The sequence below is a fragment of the Streptomyces sp. NPDC029044 genome, from assembly GCF_040637495.1.
Taxonomy (GTDB): Bacteria; Actinomycetota; Actinomycetes; order Streptomycetales; family Streptomycetaceae; genus Streptomyces.
The window spans coordinates 31558-47832 of the sequence record NZ_JBEZWN010000032.1 but is presented as its reverse complement, the minus strand read 5'-3'; the positions used below and the strand labels follow the sequence as shown (position 1 = coordinate 47832).

Annotated in this window: 14 protein-coding genes and 1 pseudogene; 2 read left to right on the top strand and 13 right to left on the bottom strand. The window is 68.0% G+C overall.

What is annotated here, in order from left to right:
* Positions 1-354: 354 nt before the first annotated feature.
* Positions 355-657, bottom strand: a complete 303-nt coding sequence (locus AB0E85_RS24010) for a hypothetical protein (protein WP_361930643.1) — start codon at positions 655-657, stop codon at positions 355-357.
* 127 nt (positions 658-784) lie between these two features.
* Here AB0E85_RS24010 and AB0E85_RS24005 point away from each other — a divergent pair, with 127 nt between their 5' ends.
* A complete protein-coding gene (locus AB0E85_RS24005) occupies positions 785-1984 on the top strand; it encodes a pyridoxal phosphate-dependent aminotransferase (protein WP_361930640.1) in 1200 nt (399 codons plus the stop codon).
* Positions 1985-2124: 140 nt separating this feature from the next.
* Here AB0E85_RS24005 and AB0E85_RS24000 read toward each other — a convergent pair whose 3' ends face one another.
* From AB0E85_RS24000 to AB0E85_RS23945, 12 genes are all read right to left on the bottom strand, one after another.
* Positions 2125-2865 carry a hypothetical protein gene (locus tag AB0E85_RS24000; RefSeq protein WP_361930637.1) on the bottom strand — a complete coding sequence of 247 codons (741 nt, stop codon included), beginning with the start codon at positions 2863-2865 and terminating at the stop codon, positions 2125-2127.
* Between the two features lie 9 nt (positions 2866-2874).
* Positions 2875-4626: a hypothetical protein gene (locus tag AB0E85_RS23995; protein WP_361930635.1), complete on the bottom strand. Its 1752-nt coding sequence runs from the start codon at positions 4624-4626 to the stop codon at positions 2875-2877.
* The gene (locus AB0E85_RS23990; protein WP_361930632.1) at positions 4623-5447 is read right to left on the bottom strand and encodes an SIR2 family protein; all 825 of its coding nucleotides are present in this window, start codon (positions 5445-5447) and stop codon (positions 4623-4625) included. Before AB0E85_RS23990 ends, AB0E85_RS23995 begins: the two co-directional genes overlap by 4 nt.
* Complete coding sequence (locus AB0E85_RS23985; RefSeq protein WP_361930629.1) at positions 5444-7132, bottom strand: AAA family ATPase; 1689 nt, start codon at positions 7130-7132, stop codon at positions 5444-5446. Before AB0E85_RS23985 ends, AB0E85_RS23990 begins: the two co-directional genes overlap by 4 nt.
* 2 nt (positions 7133-7134) lie before the next feature.
* Positions 7135-9711, bottom strand: coding sequence for a hypothetical protein (locus AB0E85_RS23980; RefSeq protein WP_361930626.1), 2577 nt, complete (start codon positions 9709-9711; stop codon positions 7135-7137).
* Between the two features lie 15 nt (positions 9712-9726).
* Positions 9727-11424 (bottom strand): Mov34/MPN/PAD-1 family protein, encoded by a 1698-nt coding sequence (locus tag AB0E85_RS23975; RefSeq protein WP_361930623.1) that lies wholly within the window; start codon positions 11422-11424, stop codon positions 9727-9729.
* The gene (locus tag AB0E85_RS23970; RefSeq protein ID WP_361930620.1) at positions 11421-11750 is read right to left on the bottom strand and encodes a hypothetical protein; all 330 of its coding nucleotides are present in this window, start codon (positions 11748-11750) and stop codon (positions 11421-11423) included. Before AB0E85_RS23970 ends, AB0E85_RS23975 begins: the two co-directional genes overlap by 4 nt.
* A gap of 2 nt (positions 11751-11752) precedes the next feature.
* Positions 11753-12328, bottom strand: coding sequence for a hypothetical protein (locus tag AB0E85_RS23965; RefSeq protein WP_361930619.1), 576 nt, complete (start codon positions 12326-12328; stop codon positions 11753-11755).
* 5 nt (positions 12329-12333) lie between these two features.
* Positions 12334-12849, bottom strand: a complete 516-nt coding sequence (locus AB0E85_RS23960; RefSeq protein ID WP_361930616.1) for a ubiquitin-conjugating enzyme E2 — start codon at positions 12847-12849, stop codon at positions 12334-12336.
* Positions 12846-14051, bottom strand: coding sequence for a ThiF family adenylyltransferase (locus AB0E85_RS23955; RefSeq protein WP_361930613.1), 1206 nt, complete (start codon positions 14049-14051; stop codon positions 12846-12848). The genes AB0E85_RS23960 and AB0E85_RS23955 overlap by 4 nt, the downstream gene beginning before the upstream one ends.
* Positions 14041-14547, bottom strand: a complete 507-nt coding sequence (locus AB0E85_RS23950; protein WP_361930610.1) for a hypothetical protein — start codon at positions 14545-14547, stop codon at positions 14041-14043. Before AB0E85_RS23950 ends, AB0E85_RS23955 begins: the two co-directional genes overlap by 11 nt.
* 113 nt (positions 14548-14660) lie before the next feature.
* Positions 14661-15329, bottom strand: coding sequence for a hypothetical protein (locus tag AB0E85_RS23945; protein ID WP_361930607.1), 669 nt, complete (start codon positions 15327-15329; stop codon positions 14661-14663).
* Positions 15330-15600: 271 nt separating this feature from the next.
* Between AB0E85_RS23945 and AB0E85_RS23940 the strand changes: the two are divergent.
* A pseudogene (locus AB0E85_RS23940) lies at positions 15601-16024 on the top strand (ATP-binding protein); the annotation flags it as partial.
* Positions 16025-16275 lie beyond the last annotated feature (251 nt).

Genomic DNA, 16275 nt, shown 5'->3' with positions numbered 1-16275 from the left:
CTCCACAGCTCAACTGTTCAACTACGGCGTGCGCCGGTGCCGGGGAGGCGTGCGCCGGTGCGCCGTGCCACCCGCCCGGAAGCCGGGACGGACGGGAGCCCGAGGTTCCGGCCGCCGCCCGAAAGGGCCGTTTGCGCGGCGCAGTTGCGCTGGACGCGCCCGAACCCCGCCCCACGAGGCGCACCTTGTCCTACAGGCATGGAATGTTGCCCGGATGCACTCGCAGCGGCCCGACAGTCGTTCGGGCGATCGTCCGTCCGGGAACTGCGGACAGGGCGACGCGGGGCCCGCCCAGGTGCGGACCCCGCGTCTCGGTGGCTGCGGCTCCCCCGTCGTCAGGACGGCCGACGTCGGTCAGCTGCCTCCGCCGCCGCAGCCACCGCCACCACCCCCGCAGGACGACCCGCCTCCGCAGGACGAGCCGCCGCCGCAGGAGTGCCCCCCGCGGTGTCCGTCGCCGCCGGAGGAGCCGGAGTCTCCCCCGCCGGCCCACCAGCTGCCACTGCCGCTGTCACTGCTGCGGCTGCCGCTGCCCGAACCGCTGGACGCCCACGCCCCGCGACGCGTCGTCCGCCGGGTACCGCCCCTGCGGGCCTGGGAGACCAGCGCCCCGACGAGTACCACTCCGACCACCGCCAGGATGATGCCGACGATCATGGCGTCACCCTCCTTTCGTTCCCCCGAAGCGGCCCCCCGTGGGCGCCTCGCTCTTGCGTGAGGCGGTGATGCCCGGCCCCGATCCGGGCCAACACAAAGTTGAGGAACTCCAGAGCTTCGGCGCAGGATGACCGGCATGACCTCCAGTGCGCGCCCCCTCCTGAACCGCCGGCTCGCCGAGTTCGGGACGACGATCTTCGCCGAGATGTCCGCCCTCGCCCTGAGCACCGGCGCCATCAACCTCGGGCAGGGCTTCCCCGACACCGACGGCCCCGAGGAGATCAGGGAGGCCGCCGTACGGGCCCTGCGGGACGGCCGCGGCAACCAGTACCCACCGGGTCCCGGCGTCCCCGAGCTGCGCACCGCCGTCACCGCCCACCAGCAGCGCCGCTACGGGCTGTCCTACGACCCCGACACGGAGGTCCTGGTCACCGCGGGCGCCACGGAGGCCATCGCCGCCGCCCTGCTGGCCCTGGTGGAGCCCGGGGACGAGGTGATCGCCTTCGAGCCGTACTACGACTCCTACGCGGCGTGCATCGCGATGGCCGGCGGCCGCCGGGTGCCGGTCACCCTGCGGGCGCACGAGGACGAGGGCCGGTTCCGGCTCGACCTGGACGAGCTGCGCGACGCCGTCACGGACCGCACCCGGCTGCTGCTGATCAACACCCCGCACAACCCGACCGGCACGGTCCTCACCCGCGAGGAGCTGGCCGCGATCGCCGAGCTGGCCGTGGAACGCGATCTGCTGGTGGTGACGGACGAGGTGTACGAGCACCTGGTCTTCGACGACGCCGAGCACGTGCCCCTGGCGACGTTCCCGGGGATGCGCGAGCGCACGGTCACCATTTCGAGCAGCGGCAAGACGTTCTCGTTCACCGGTTGGAAGGTCGGCTGGGTCACGGGAGCTCCGGAACTGGTCACGGCCGTGCGCTCGGCGAAGCAGTACCTGACGTACGTCTCGGCGGGCCCGTTCCAGTACGCCGTGGCCGAGGCGCTGTCACTCCCCCACTCGTACTTCACGGACTTCCGCGCCGACATGCTGGCCAAGCGGGACCTGCTGGCAGCGGGCCTGGAGGAGGCGGGCCTGCGCGTCTACCGCCCGTCGGGCACGTACTTCATCACCACGGACATCCGCCTCCTGGGGGAAACGGACGGCTTCGCCTTCTGCCGCGCCCTGCCGGAACGCGCCGGGGTCGTCGCCATCCCCAACGCCGTCTTCTACGACCACCGCGAGGAGGGCGCCCCGTTTGTCCGCTTCGCGTTCTGCAAGCGGACAGGCGTGCTGGAGGCGGCGGCAGAACGGCTCCGGAAGGCGCTCGCCGGCTGACCGCGCCCCAGCGGTTCGCTTTGCCTTCCGCGCAAGCGGAGCGTCGGAAAATCGTCAGCGAGGACTCGCGGCCGACGCGGCGGGAGAACGGCAGCCGGTACAACCGCCCCGCACATGGGCGCTCGCCGCTCGGCGTACGGTCAGGGCCCCGAGGACGGCTCGGTGTTGACCACGTCTGCCTGAGTGGTCGGCTGCATGGAGCTGTAGGCACGGCGCCTGGTTTCGGAGGACAACTCGTTGCGGCGGTAGACCCGGACCAGTTCCTGCTGCAGCGCCGGCCTGACCGCGGGTTCCCGGGCCAGCCGAACACCCAGGTTGACCAGGATCTCCAGATCCGACCGCAGCAGTGACTGGATGAAGTCCACGCCATCGCGCCGATTCCGGACCCGGTCCACGATCACGGTCAACCAGTAGCGGTACATGTCGGCGACCTTGTCGAGCAACAGGTCTTGCTCTTTGCCCCGACTGCTGTCGAAGTCCGCCACCTCGCGCAGAGCCGAGGCCGTGTCAAGGAACGACTGACATGTCAGGAGCTCGATGACACCGTCCTGGAGGTCAGTCGTCACGGACTTCGTGGGCAACTCAGGTGTGGTGGAAACCGTCGTGTCCCGCCGCGCCTGCTCGGTGCTCACCTCATGGCTCTGCTGAATACTCGACAGTCTGTCCCGCACGTCCATGATGTCGCCGGACATCTCGTACGTCAGTTTGAAGCGCCTGTCCTGCAGGCTCGCCAGCAGCTGGACGGTCGGACTGCTGCTGTGGGCCCGGTCGGGGGGCGTGAGATTGACGGAAAGCCAGCTGTCCTTGGCTTTGAGACGCAGGTCGGGGTCCGACGGGCTCCTCTTGTGGCGATCCCGTTCGTAGGCCTGACGAGGTTGCATCGCTGTCTCCTACTGCCGGAGCTTCGCAGGGCCGAGATCGAAGTCGAGTGGGTCGTCGTCCTCGCAGGGATTGGCGCCATGAGGGGGGTTGTCCTCGATTCGAAGATGCACAGGTCCGAGGTCGAAGTCCAGCGGTACTTCCGCATTGGCCATGAGGCTGACGGCTTCTTCCCAGAGCCGACGGAGATCGTCGTAGGCCAGCACGGCCTCATGACCGGAGCCCGCACCAGCGGAGGCTCGGTCGGTGATCGCCGACTGGAGCAGCCGTCGCCACAGGTCCAGGGCGTCGTGCAGCCAGTCCAGCGGTGGGGCGTCGCTGGCCCGGCACCGGTCGATCATCCCTTTCGCGAGCCTGGAGACATCCACGGCGGTGATGTCCGCGATGGGCGGCCCGGCTGTCGACTCCACGTAATTGAAGACGGTGTCCTGGTCCAAGTGACTGTCGTCGAATACGGACATGACACAGGTATCGCCGTTCTTGGGCAGCGAGCTCTCCAGCCTGGCCGTGGCCATGTCCGGAAGAAGCAGCACGATGCGTGATCCGGCACCGGTCCGTCCGTCCTCCGGCGCGTCGGAGCGGCCGTGCCAGTGCTGAGAGTAGGACAACAGCGTGCTGCGCCACTCCTGGTCGATCGTCGCGCTGCCGTTGAGCCGACCAACGAACCAGATGTCCTGGTCGAGCCCGGACATCAAGGTGGCTTTCTTGCCCAGGGCCGAGATGTCGCTGTCGGCGCGCTCGACGACGTTGTGGCCGCGCCCCCTCAGTTCGGCGGCGAGCCAGTCGAAGCAGTATCCGCGGGTCACTTCGCCGTCGACGCCGACATAACTGACGTGGTGCTGCTCGACATTGGTGACCAATTGGGCCCGCCATTCCTCGGAGAGCAGCGTCCATGGGATCGAGTTCGGCAGGACAGGCCGGGTCGGCTCCGGCGCGGGCTGCTGCCGGGCGGTTGAGTTCGGGGGCTCCTCGTCGTCGAACAGCTCGTCGGCCAGCCGGTGGAATATCTCGGTGTCCGCAGTCTTGGACAGACCGGAACCGTCGCATTCCACCAGCGAGAACTCGTTGGATCTCAGCATAATCCCGTTCAGCGTGGACTCGTACCAGCCGAGGATCTTCAGGCGCTCACTCGAGACGGGCAAGATGTCCTTGATCGAGTAGTTGACGTTGCACCATCCCCAGCAATAGACGGCGTTGAAGCCGGCCAGATAGCTCTGGAGAGCTTGGTGTACTTTCTCGGTGTGCTCTGATCCGTTACCCAAGCTGTCCGGCTCGCACTCGCGGAGCAGAAGTTCTCCGCCATCGATGAAGAGAGAACCGGAGCCGGCGGCCTTGACCGGCAGGGCGTTGGGCAGAAACTCACTGCACCGGTACTTCGTCATCGTCACGCCGAGTTCGGTCAAGGCGTTGTAGAACACGCCCGCGTTGTCCGTGGCGATGATCGTCCGGATGTACCCGTCCCGGACCATCCGCGCGATGCACCACATGGCCTTCATGTCCGGCTTTTTGTTCGGGGACGACGACGAGGTGTGCTTCTTCATCCAGTCGGTGCGGTATTTCTGATCGTGCAGCATGTTGCGCCAGGCCACTTCGACCCTGCGGTACTGCGGGACCAGTAGGTCGTCCTGGAAGACCTCGGGTCCGTCATGCCCGAGGAGAGCGGCACCTCCGTCGAATCCGACAACGAGCGCAGCTCTCCATGTTCCGTCGCGCGGATGCACCTTCAGATGCGCCCCGAACAGCTTGACGTCCACTTCGCTCATGGCCTCAGCCCGTCCTCCAACGCGGCCACGAACCCGCCGAAGGAGCCGAGGTCGCCGTCGACGAACCACGCCGAGTTGGGGTTCCTGGCCGACATCAAGGACAGCACCATGGGCGCGTCGGGGAACCGCAGATTGGCGTAAACCATGTAGGAGCCGGTACGGCTGAACGCCTCCAGTACGTTGAGATGGAAGAAGGAGTAACCGCACACCACGGCGGGCTGCCCCGACCAGACCTCCACCGCCTTGCGGATGACCTCCGGGTACTGCGTGATCTCGGTACTGGTCATGCAGTTGATGCCCCACCGGTAGTCGCCGTGGAGCTTCACGATTCGTAGGCGCGGCCCTTGGTGCGGGGAGAGCCGCTGGACGACGACGTTCGGCACCAGTTCCGGCACAAGGATCACCTGATAGTCCCTGTGCTCGCGCAACCCGGCCTCCTGAAAGGCCTGTTCCAACAGGTCGTCGATGTTGAAGGTGAAGACTACATCGGCGTACCCGTCTCGCATCAACCGGGTGAGACCGTGATAGGGCGAGTCGGGCTTCAGGGGCCGTTCGACGTATGGAGTGAGGAAGTCGGCCCGGGACCGGTCGGCTCCGAGGTTGTCGCAGAAGACGTCGAACCGGTACTGAGGACTGCCCCAGGTACCCCGGTCATCGGGCAGGGCCAGCCGCAGTAACTCGGCGTTGAGCGGCACACCGTCGTGGGTCGAGCAGCCGGCGCCCAGCCAGAAGACCGGCTTGCCGTCACGTGGTTTCGGGGAACACACCGTCTTCAGGTGATCGACCAGAAAGCCGACCGTGTCTTTTGCGCTCACTGTCATCTCCGGATTTTCCGCATGAGACTGAGGTCGAAGTGGGGCTGTTCGGTCCAGGCGTTCTCCGGTACGGCCCGCCAGGCGGGCATCCCCGGGCCCACGTCCTGCGTCAACGCGTCGAAGTCGGCGACGAACGGTCCATACGTTCGCTCGACCTGCTCCGCCATGGCGTCGAGATGGTTATTGCGCAGCGCGCTGACCGACTGACGCACCCACTCCCTGACGTGCATGGGCTGGCTGCGGGCCCGCAGAACCCGCAACAGGGCTTCCTGGGTGAGTCGTTCGGAGCCGTCACGACGGCCCAGCAGGTCCTGGGAAGCACGGCTCACCACCTGTTGGATATCGCCGGGTGTCAGTCCGTGCGACCGCTCCGCCAGAAGCTTCAGATCGACCGCCTCCGGGCGCACCCGGGTGCTGAGCCGATTGATGTAGAGCTCGAAGACCTGGGAGCGTACCTCCGGGCCAGGGAGCTCCACCGGCAGCATTTGATCGAAGCGGCGCAGCATCGCCGGATCGATGGCCCAGATGCGGTTGGTGCAACCGAAGAACAGAACGGAGGCGCCCGACTCACGCAGCCGGTCGACCTCCTGGATCCAGTGCGCCGCCAGATGGATTCGCCAGTCCTGGCTGTCCTCACGGGACATGCCGATAGCGTCCACCTCGTCGGCGAAGAGGATGGCCGGCTGGACGTCGATGACCTGGTCGATGAGGTTGGTCAGGGCTTTCTGATCGTCGCCGACGTACCGGTTGAGGACCTCGTTGAGGCGGATCCGGACGATCGGCAGTTCCAGGTGGTGCCGAGCCCTGTACTCCCCGGCGAGGGCTCGGATGATGTGTGTCTTGCCGCAGCCGGACGGGCCGAACATCAGCAGTGACTGGGTCGGCGTCTGCCCGTACTCCGTCAGTTTCCGCCGCAGCGCTTCGACGTCTGGCGTGGCGAAGTAGGTCTCGAACAACTGCTTGACGGTGTCCATGAAGCTGCCCGGGTGATCCAGCCCGCCCACTGACGCGAACGTCGGTTCGGAGGAGACGGACGTCGGCGGCGCAGTGCCGTTCGACCCCGCCTTGGCCTTGCCGTCGGCGGCCATGGGGTGCTCCGGGTCCAGCCGCGCGACCGTGTCGACGTCTTCCTGGTAGGCCCCCTGGTGACCCGCCGCACGGTGGCAGTGGGCTCGGCTGGCGATCACCTCGGCCAGCAGTTCATCGGCGCGCTTTGGCGGCAACGGCGCTGCCTGCACCAGCCGTATTAGCCGCTCGCAGCGCTCCAGCGCGGACTCGGTGTCGGGTTGCCCCTCCACTTCCTCCAGCAGGTCGGACAGTGTGTCGCAGACCTGTTCCTCCACGACGTGGGGCCTGCTGCTGCGACCGAGAGCGTGCAGATAGTGCCGAAGGGCCTGTTCGTCGTCCCCGCGCCGCCGGGCGATCTCCCCCCGCAGCGCGGTGGCGTCGGCTCCGGCCCCGAACTCCTCGACTGCGCGGGCGAGATCGCTCTCCGCGGTGCTCAGCCGGGAGTCGACGCTGCCGTCCAGGTACATCAGCGTGACCCAGGCACGGGCGTAGTAGGCCTCCCAGCGGTCGGCACCGGCCTCGACGGCCTTGTCGAAGTGCGCTTGGGCGTCCTCGAACCGTTCCTCCCGCATCGTCTTGATTCCCTGTTCGTAATGGCTGCGCCAGTCTTCGGGGTACGGCATGGTCATTCCCCCCCTCCAGTCGAGATCCGGGGCCACAGCACCAGCGGGTCGCAACGCGTGCCGTCGGGTCCGGCGCACCGCACCAGGCACGCGTCCGCGTCCCGGGTGTCCGCCGGAGACGGCAGCCGCACCCCGGCCCCCACCTCGAAGGCCGTACGCAGTTCATCGTGTCGCTCGACCGACCGGCCGACCAGGAACGTGCTGTAGCGGGTCGCGGTACGCAGTTCGGCAGGCGAGACGAAGGGGCTCGCGACGATCAGCCCGTGCTCGTGGGCGGCCCCGTCGCCGCCGAAGCGTTCGAGGAGCCGGACCGGCACGGTCGCCAGATTCGCGGACACCAATACACACAGCGGCTGCCAGCAGTGCGGATGGACCATCCCGTGCTCCGTCCAGGCCGAGGCGAGCTCGGCCCGCACGGTAGGGCCGGTGCCGAACGTACCGAAGTAGTAGTCCTGGTCATCGAGCCCGGAGACGGGGGCCGGGGTCACGGACGGGCCGGCGGAGTCCGCTCCGGTCTCGTCGGTCCGCTCTTCGGCGCCTCGCGGCCGTACCTTGAGATCGAACCCCTCCGGCCAGACATCGGTCGCGGCTCCCGGAACGGCGTCGACGTCGCGCACAGCATCGGCGGTCCGCAGCAGCGAACCGATGACAAGGGTGAGCGCCACAGCCGCGGCCGTCGGGTCGTCGACGGGCAGCTCCAGGACCACCGCACTCGGCGCGTTCGGCATCGGAACGGGCGGATCCGACCAGCTCATCGAGATGGCCTCGCGCAGGGACTCCGCTGCCCTGGTGGTGCGCTCCAGCAACAGGGCGATGCGGCGCAGGGCGGCTGGGCCCGAGTAGTCGATGTGGGCCCGGGCCTCGACCACCCGGGCGGCCAGCCGGCGCAGGGACTGGCGGCCGCCGTCAGCCAGGTCTTCCGCTCCCTGGTCGCCGCAGACGGCGTCGAGCAGTCCGCTCAGACAATCGTCGCCCGCCGGATCCGGGCACGGAGCTGCCCCGGAGATCAGGCAGTCGAGGACCGCGGCCCGGGTGTCGGCATGCTTGAACTCGGACACCCAGGAACCCGCGCGCCGTCCCCAGTGCCCCCCGTCGCGCAGTCGGTGCCAGCCGTCCGTGACGCGGTGCGCGGAGCCCTCCGGTCCGGGAGGGCAGGCCCACAGCACCGGGATGCCAGAGGCCACGAGCTCCGCCGCGATGTGCCCGGTCATGTCCACCTCGCCGGCGGTGCCAAGCAGCACGGCCGGGCTGCCCGGCGCGATCTCCAGGATCCGGTCGCCACCGTCCGGACCTATGCCGACCACCGTCCGCAACAGCGCGGGAGCCGAGGGGGCCGCGAAGAGTTCGGTCAGCAGTCTGCGCATGTCCGGTGACAATGTCTCCGGCAGGTTCGCCGGCGTGATCGTGGGCAGGTCCCCGGCCAGACTCTCCGGCGCGGAGCAGCCGAACCGCGCAGCCGCACCCACGCCGGCCCGCACCGCCCCGCGGACGCGGCGCGCACCGCCCGGAAGTGCGGCCGACGGTGGAGGAGCAGCAGCGGTGACCGGTGTCATCGCGTCTGTGGCGTAGGGGCCGGGGGGCAGCAGTTCCTCCTCGATCAGGGGCAGAAACCAGCCGTTGCGCTGGGCGATGCCCTCGACCTGCCGGCGCAACGTCCGGAGCCGACCCCGCATCGGCCCGGCACTCAACTCGTGCACATACGGGCCCGTCAGCAGTTCCGCCTGCAGGCCCTCCCGCTCGAGCCATTCGAGGAGCGCAGCCCCCCGTATGCGATGGCCTGGCGGCGACGGATCCCCAAGTCGGTCCGCCAGACCGGGCGAACGGCTCAGATAGGCATACGCGTAGCGCAGATGAGGGTCGTCGGGGTGCTCGTCGGGATCCGACATGGGTTCACCGTGCACGGACACCACCAGGCTGAAGCAGGCATAGGCCGAGATCCGGTCACCCAGCGTGTGCAACGCCCTTCCGCAGCGAACCAGTTCCTCGGTGCCGGAGTAGAACAGCCAGAAATCGAGACGGTTGGTGGCCGCGTGGGCGAGCAGGCTCTCCACGATCAGCCGATGCTGGCCCTCGCGCTGCCACCTTCGCTTCAGTTCCGCGTCGATCTGGAACCTGCCGCGCTCCCGGTGTTCGAGCATTCTCACGTACTTGGTGTAGGCGGCCTCGGGTCCGGGAGACACGGGCGTCGCATCGGCGGAGGGGGCGGTGGCCACGAGGGCGGCCCTTGCTGATCTGTCCGTCCCGCTGAGTCGGCGGACCAGGTCCGGGACGGCCGGTGCCCCCTGATTGATCAGTTGCCGGGCGCGCAGGGTGCAGGAGATCGCCATACCGGCCATGCCCAGAGCGAGCCAGAGCTCCGCGACCAGCGTCCACCATTCCGCGTCCGCGGGCCGCCCCTCACGCAGCGCGTCGACCAGCGCGCGGACGGCCTCGGCATCGACGACCGCCGCCCCCGGCGCCTGGCGCTCTTGAGGCAGACCATGGGTCGTGGCGAACCCACGCGCCGCACGTGCCGGATCACCGCCCAGCAAACCGTTCAGCACTTCCGGCATGTTCACCGCCCCCTCCCCGTCGGTCACGATCCGCCGTCTCCTTCAGATCCTGACCCGGTACAACTCGTCCTCGGTCCGGACGTACACCCGCCCGATGCTGTCCGCGCACAGGCCCGTGGGGTTGACCGGTTCGCTGGTGTCGATGTCGAGGAAGTGGCAGAGCAACTTCAGTGAGTCTCTTGCGAAAAGGGCGAGTTGATGTCCCATCTCGTTCTCGAACAGAAGGTAGATGCCCGGCCCACCGACACAGGCCTGGACGACGGACGCGTCACGGAACGGCACCGGCAGTTTCGACATGCTCTGCTCCGCCCAGGTCCCGGCCTCCCACCGCCAGGTGCCGAGCGAGCCGCTGTCCGCGGTGAGCAGGAACACGGCGGATCCATACGATGGGGAGGAGGGGGACGAGGGGGACTCGGGTGCCGGCTCCTCCAGCACGAAGTGACTGTCGGCGGGCGGCAGGCCGCCCGATCCCAGTGGGCTGATGGCCTCGATGCGCCTGGGATAGGGGTAGCGGAGCCAGCGGTCGTCGTCGGTGAGCATCCATAGCCCGTCCTGGGCGGCGAGGAGCTGCCGGCAGGTGCCGCCGAGCCCCGACAGCAGCATGGTGTGGAACTCGTACTGGTAGCCTGCTCCCTCCTGCTTGACGGTCGGGGGCAGCTTGAGGAGTCGCTGGTCGTCCGTGGTGAGGAAAAGATCCCCTTCGGGGCCGAAGGAGAGGGTGTCCAGACGGACGCCGAGGGCTACGTGCATCGCCCCGCCGCGCGCCATGTCGTAGCGACGGACCATTTCCTCGTCCGGGTCCAGCGCGCAGCAGACACCGCGGTGTACAGCCAGCAGATCGGTGAAGTCGCCGTTGAACAGTGTTCGGTGCAGGACGTCCCGCAGAGGACGGGTCATCAAGAGCCGTTCCCTGAGCACTGCCAGTTCGGCCGCGGCGCTCGGCTCTCCGGCCGCTGCGCTCGCGAGCCCGACGATCAGCTGGAGATCGGAGCCGTTCCCCGGCAGCCATCGGCGGCCGTCCGAGGGCTCCTTCGACGGCAGCAGGGCCTGCCCGAGCGGGCCGCGCGGATCGATGCCGAGGGCCGGGAACACGCTCATCGCACGTAGGGCGGAGGTCTCTGCGGAGTCCTCCGGCATGCCGCAGGCCCGCAGGTAACGCCGGTGGTTCTCCAGCACCGCGTACGGCGGGACGGCCCGCGTCGTGACGCAGTATTCGTCGACGGCGCGAAGCCGATCACCGGCCCACCGCCAGAAGCCCACCGGTACGCCCCACTCGCCGGCCCCGACCACACAGGACACGTACCAGGGCTCGGTGAAGTGGCGGCGGTGGGTGCGCCGGTCGGTGCCGGACATGAACGGGACACCCGCCACGTGCGAGTGGTACCAGCCGACCACGTACTCCTCGGTACCGTCCCCCAGGCGGGTGAAGATGGCGTCCATCGAGGTGGCGTCGAAGTCGAAGTGCACCTGGCTGCGACTCTCGGTGGGCACCGCGAGAGAGTCGGTGATCCGTACTGCGTACCTGTCGTCGGAACGGTAGTGCCGTCCCAGCAGGACGCCCCCGCACTCCTGCTCGGTGTCAAGCGCGGCGTGGCTGCGCAAGCCAGACAACACGTGATCGGCGACCTCAAGGCGGAAACCGTGGGCTCCCAGCGGCAGTTCGGCGATGCTCGCGGGTGTGTCCTTCAGCGAGATCCTCGGAACCGGGCTGATCGAGAAGTCCTCGTCGGCATCGGTCATGGCCGGGCCCCGGCCGATGCCCGTGACTCCCGGTCGAGGGCACCCGCACGTGCCTCGGCCGACATGGTCAGGGTGTGACGGGCGGCGACCTGCGCGGTGCGGAGGGTCTCGCCCTCCAGCAGGTAGCGGTTGCCCTCCTGCCAGTAGAGCCGGTAGGGGATGCGGGCGCCGGTGCTGTCCTGCTCTTCGAACCCCAGGCCCGACCGGATGAGTTTTCGGATGATGGCCGAAATATTGATGTCCAAGGGCAGGGAAAGGTCCCAGGAGTTGGTACCGAAACTCGCGCGGAGAATGATGGGAATCGCCTCCGGAGCGGGGGTTGTCATGCTTACCTCGCAGCGGTTGGAGTTGCAGGGACGACTGCGGACGACGACATGGGATTCACCACGAGATCGAAGTCGAAGTCCACTTCTTCGGCCGTGACTCCCCGGCCGGCGGTGGGCGAGTAGTCGTTCTGGCGGGCGTCTTCGACCGCCTCGTAGAGTTCGCTGGCGGCGGGGTTCGTGGCGAGTACGGAAACCTCCACCCCGACGAGTTCGCTGTACCGGCACACAGCGGACAGCGCGTCGCGGAAGGTGCCGAAGTGGCATTGCACGGAGGCTATTTCGGATTGGACGACGACACAGTCGTCGACCAGGAGCAGCCGGGCCTGGTGGCAGCGCTGGTTCCAGCGGGAGAGGAAGCGCAGCACGGTGACGCGCCGGGCGGGCAGGACGTCGCGCTGCAGGAGGACACGAAGGTAGACCCAGGGTTCGCCGGCGCGTATCTCCAGCGCGGCCCGGTAGTCGTAGCAGGGAATCAGGCAGCGTACGCCGGAGAGCACGGTGCTTGCGTCGACGATGCGGTAGTTCCAGCCGAGTTGGTCGAAATATTCGGCGATAGTGTGTGCGTCGAGCTTGTGCATGCTGTCTATTCCTCCACCGACTCGTGGCGTGGAGAAGCCGTTATCTCGAACTGCGGATTGACGACCGGACGACCGTCGATCGGCACAATCGACTCGTCCCGGCTCAGCTCCTCCCAGAGCCACAGGGCGGCCTGCGCATCGAGTGGGTCGTAGATGTTGAATGATTTGTACTGGACGAGCTCGCAGAGCGCGACGCACAGTTCGGCGAGTGAGAGTCCCGGGTACCAGATGTCCCCCATGCAGATGTCCGGGGGTTTAAAGTTCGGATGGAAGATAGCCGTCTTCCACACGACCGTGGGGGGCAGCTTCGGAAAGTTCTCGCTCAACAGCAGATCGAATTCGTGCTCGCTCGACCGGAGCAGGATGTCTTTCACCTGCACCAGGCCCAGACAGGTCATTTTCACGATGTACTTCGAAGGCGGGCTTCCCAAACTGTGAAAGCTGATGAGTTCACTGCTCCCGGCGAGGTCGAGCATTCCCGCGTAGTCGTTGGCGAGCCGTCTGAGGTGAGGTGAGGTCATTCCCGCCCCCTCGGTTCGAGTCCTGCCAGTTCCGGCTCCGGGGGAGCCCCGGGGAGTTCTAGGTGTACGACCGTGTCGACGCCCGGGAGACCGGCCTGGACCCAGCTCCACGGGGGGAAGCCGGTCTCCCCGGGGGAGAGTCTGGCCCAGGTTTCGTCCCCGGTCACCACGTTGGACAGGTCAGGGACGGTCCGTGCGCCGCACTCGGCGCAGCGGTTGTCCTCCTCCCCGCGGCCGGCCGTGCTTGCCTGGATGTGGTCGACCGCCCGCACGGTGCCGCATTGCAGGCACGTCACACGCGCGTTGATCTCCATGGGCAGCCTCAGCACCGCGTCGGGCTGCTCCGAGGCGTCCCGCCAAGAGGAAAGCAGCCCCGCCCAGTCGGTGTCCGTGTGAACCCAGTCAGCCGGGGCCGAGGCCGGGGAAGCCGTCCGCGGGTGCAGCCAGCAGTCCTCGCGGCGGGGGAGCGAGATGCGAAAGTAGCGGTCGTGGGCGAGGTCGACGCGTATCTCCTCCCCGACGGGGACGGGCAGCGTCTCCGGATCGTCGTGGATCCACTTCACCGCCTGCTGCACCATGAGCGCTGCCGCCACCGATGCCCCGAGGGCGGTGGTGGGCACTCCCTGTCCGTACTGTGCGCGGCGGGCGTAGGCGAGGCAGGAGTGGCGCAGGGTCAGGTCGACGAGGTCCTCCTCGGTCAGCGTGCACACGTAGCAGGGGGTGGTGTCGCCCGGGGCGTACAGCCGGACCACCCCCTCCCAGGGGGTGAGGCCACCATCGACGAACAGGCAGCCCGTGAGGCCCGCGAGCTGGCCGAGGGCGATGCGGGCCGCCGCGTTGTCGACGCAGCCGAAGGCGACGTCCATGCGGGCGAACAGTCCGGCGCCCGCCACGGTGCGCAACTCGCCGTCCAGGGGTACGACGGTGCAGTCGGGGTTGATCCGGGTGGCGGCGGCCCGGGCGGCCACCACCTTGGGCCGGCCGATGTCCTTCTCCGTGAAGAGCACGGACTTGCCGAGATTGCCGCCCTCCACACGGTCGAAGTCGATCAGGACCACCGTCCCCCAGCCGAGCAAGGCCAGGTTCTTGACCACCTCGTTGCCCAGGGCGCCGGCTCCGACCACGATCGCCCGGGCCGTCTTGAGCAGATCCTGGCGCCACCACCGGACCGATGACAGCTGGGCGTAGCGCTCAGCCGTCATGCGTTCCCTGACTGTCCGGGGAGAAGTGGCAGTTGCGCGAGCAGCACCGGCTGCCCGCCAGGTGCTCCCAGCAGTCCGGGCAGTAGCCCTCACCGCACAGTGGGCAGCGGATCACCTCGCTTCCCACCGAAAGGGCGCTGAAGCAGTGCGGACAACGTCGGTCCACCAGAGCGTCACCGAGGGCCAGGGTGAGGCGCTGGACCTCTTCGTAGACCGCGAGACGGCCGCCGAGTTCGAGGTTGTCCCCCTGGTGCAGAACGGCCATTCCGGTGACGGCCGTTCCGTTGCGTATGACATCCACGCCGTCCGGAACCACCACGCCGAGTCCCGAATCGGTTCGTAGAATCCACAACCCGGACTTGCGTTCGGTCACCTGGGCGTCCAACGGCTCGTGGAGATTTTCGGAGGGCAGCAGGAACTGGTGGCCGCGCTCTGGCAGCACGATGTGCCAGCCCTTGAAGTCAAGTCTGGGGACGAGTGGAACGGTCGAACTCATGGGTGATCCGCCTGTTTTCCAGGGACGTACAGGGCCGCCCATTATCAGCGGCTGAACAGCGAGTGAGCAAGGCTTTGACAATACACACAAGTGGAATCTTCGATGCCCATAGCTCAGCTACCGGGCCGCCTACCCAATTCCCAAAGATGTTCGAACTGTTCGACCCAGTAGCCATTCCAGCGGTTACTGCTGGACCGGTTCAGGCTAATGTGCATACGGGTGCCTGTGTGACGCCCGTGAACAGCGTGAAACTCGACGATCAGTGATCCATTATTGGTTCCGGGATCGACGGTGAACATGCTAAATCCGGGACTGAAGTCAATGAACCGGTATTCGAAACTCCCCGGGACATTCCAGTTGCGCATCATTTCCATGCGGGAGACCACTGTGCGCAATGATGGCTCCAACGACTCCACCGAGAATTCCAGCCCGTCGTCCAACTGCCGGGCGGCCACCCGCACCGCCTCCGCCGCGGAGGGGTCGAGCAGCAGCACCCGCACCTTTCCGTCGGCGCGCGCCAGCACCTGACTGCGCAGCGCCTCGCACGTGCCAGAACTCAGCAGGTTGATGCCGGAGGGAGCGAACACGGCGACCTCGCGGGCCCCTGCGAGCCGCGCGGAGACCGGCACCGAGTCGAGATCGGTACGGTCCTGAAGGACCGCGTCCACGTCCGCGGCCCGCCGGTCCGGCAGCGTAATCCGGAACACCAGCAGGCCCACGCCGGCCAACACGACCGTCAGTTGCAGCCGCTGGGACAGAACATCGCCGACCAGGGACAGCACGACGAAGACCGAGGCGCACGCGGAGACAACGTACGCGTCCAGGTTCGTGCGAGTCCTGAGATCCCCGAGTACACGCCGCCAAGTCCGTTGCATGAACTCCCCCGTCCTGCCCGCCGGTCCGGGCACCCCGAGTCGACTTCCCAGCGTAGGGACGACGGATCGGCTCCGACAGTGGACGTGCCGGACGGCGGGGGAAAGGGACGAACAGGCCGTGCTGACAGAAACCGCCACCTCGGGGGACGAGCATGAGCTCCAGCCGCTGACCCTCTAGTTCCCCTCCTCCCCACAGGGTGCGCAACTCGCCCGGCTTCACGCCGTCCGATTAATGGAGCAGGGGGTCGCCCCCAGCGTCGGACGCCACCTGCGCGGTCGCCCTCGTCGGCGAACTCGCGGCGAACGCCGTACGTCGCGACGCCGCCTCCGCGAAGCGGCTGCCCACGGTGGCGCCGTCGTCGCATCCCGAGGGCGAGTCGGGCCGGGGGCTGCTCCTGGTGGACACCCTGGCCGCGCGCTGGGGGTCGGCGCCTCGCCGCCCGGTGGGCAAGACGGTGTGGGCGGAGCTGCGTCTTCCGTCCGGAAGCACGCGAGAGCATCCGCCTGTCGGTGCAGGAGTCCATCAGTCGGAGGCGCCGCCCTCGGCGAGCTGGGCGACCACCGCCACGAGCGCCACGGCGAGCGCGGCTCCGACGCCGTAGCGGGCGCCGTCGGCGGCGTCGCCGACGGGCAGCACCACTGTTCGGCCCGGTGAGGACGTGGACATGCCTTCCTCCATCGAACGCGAGACCTCGCCCTGCGTAGGGAAACAGCAGGGACGCGACGGCAGCGCGCCGCCTCGGGGTGTTCGTGCGCACCTGCCCGCAAGCACCTGGCCGTGATCATGCGGCGCCATGGCGCCGCTGACGGAAAAAGCAGACGGCGCGTGCAGCGCGTACCTGTTCGTACGCGC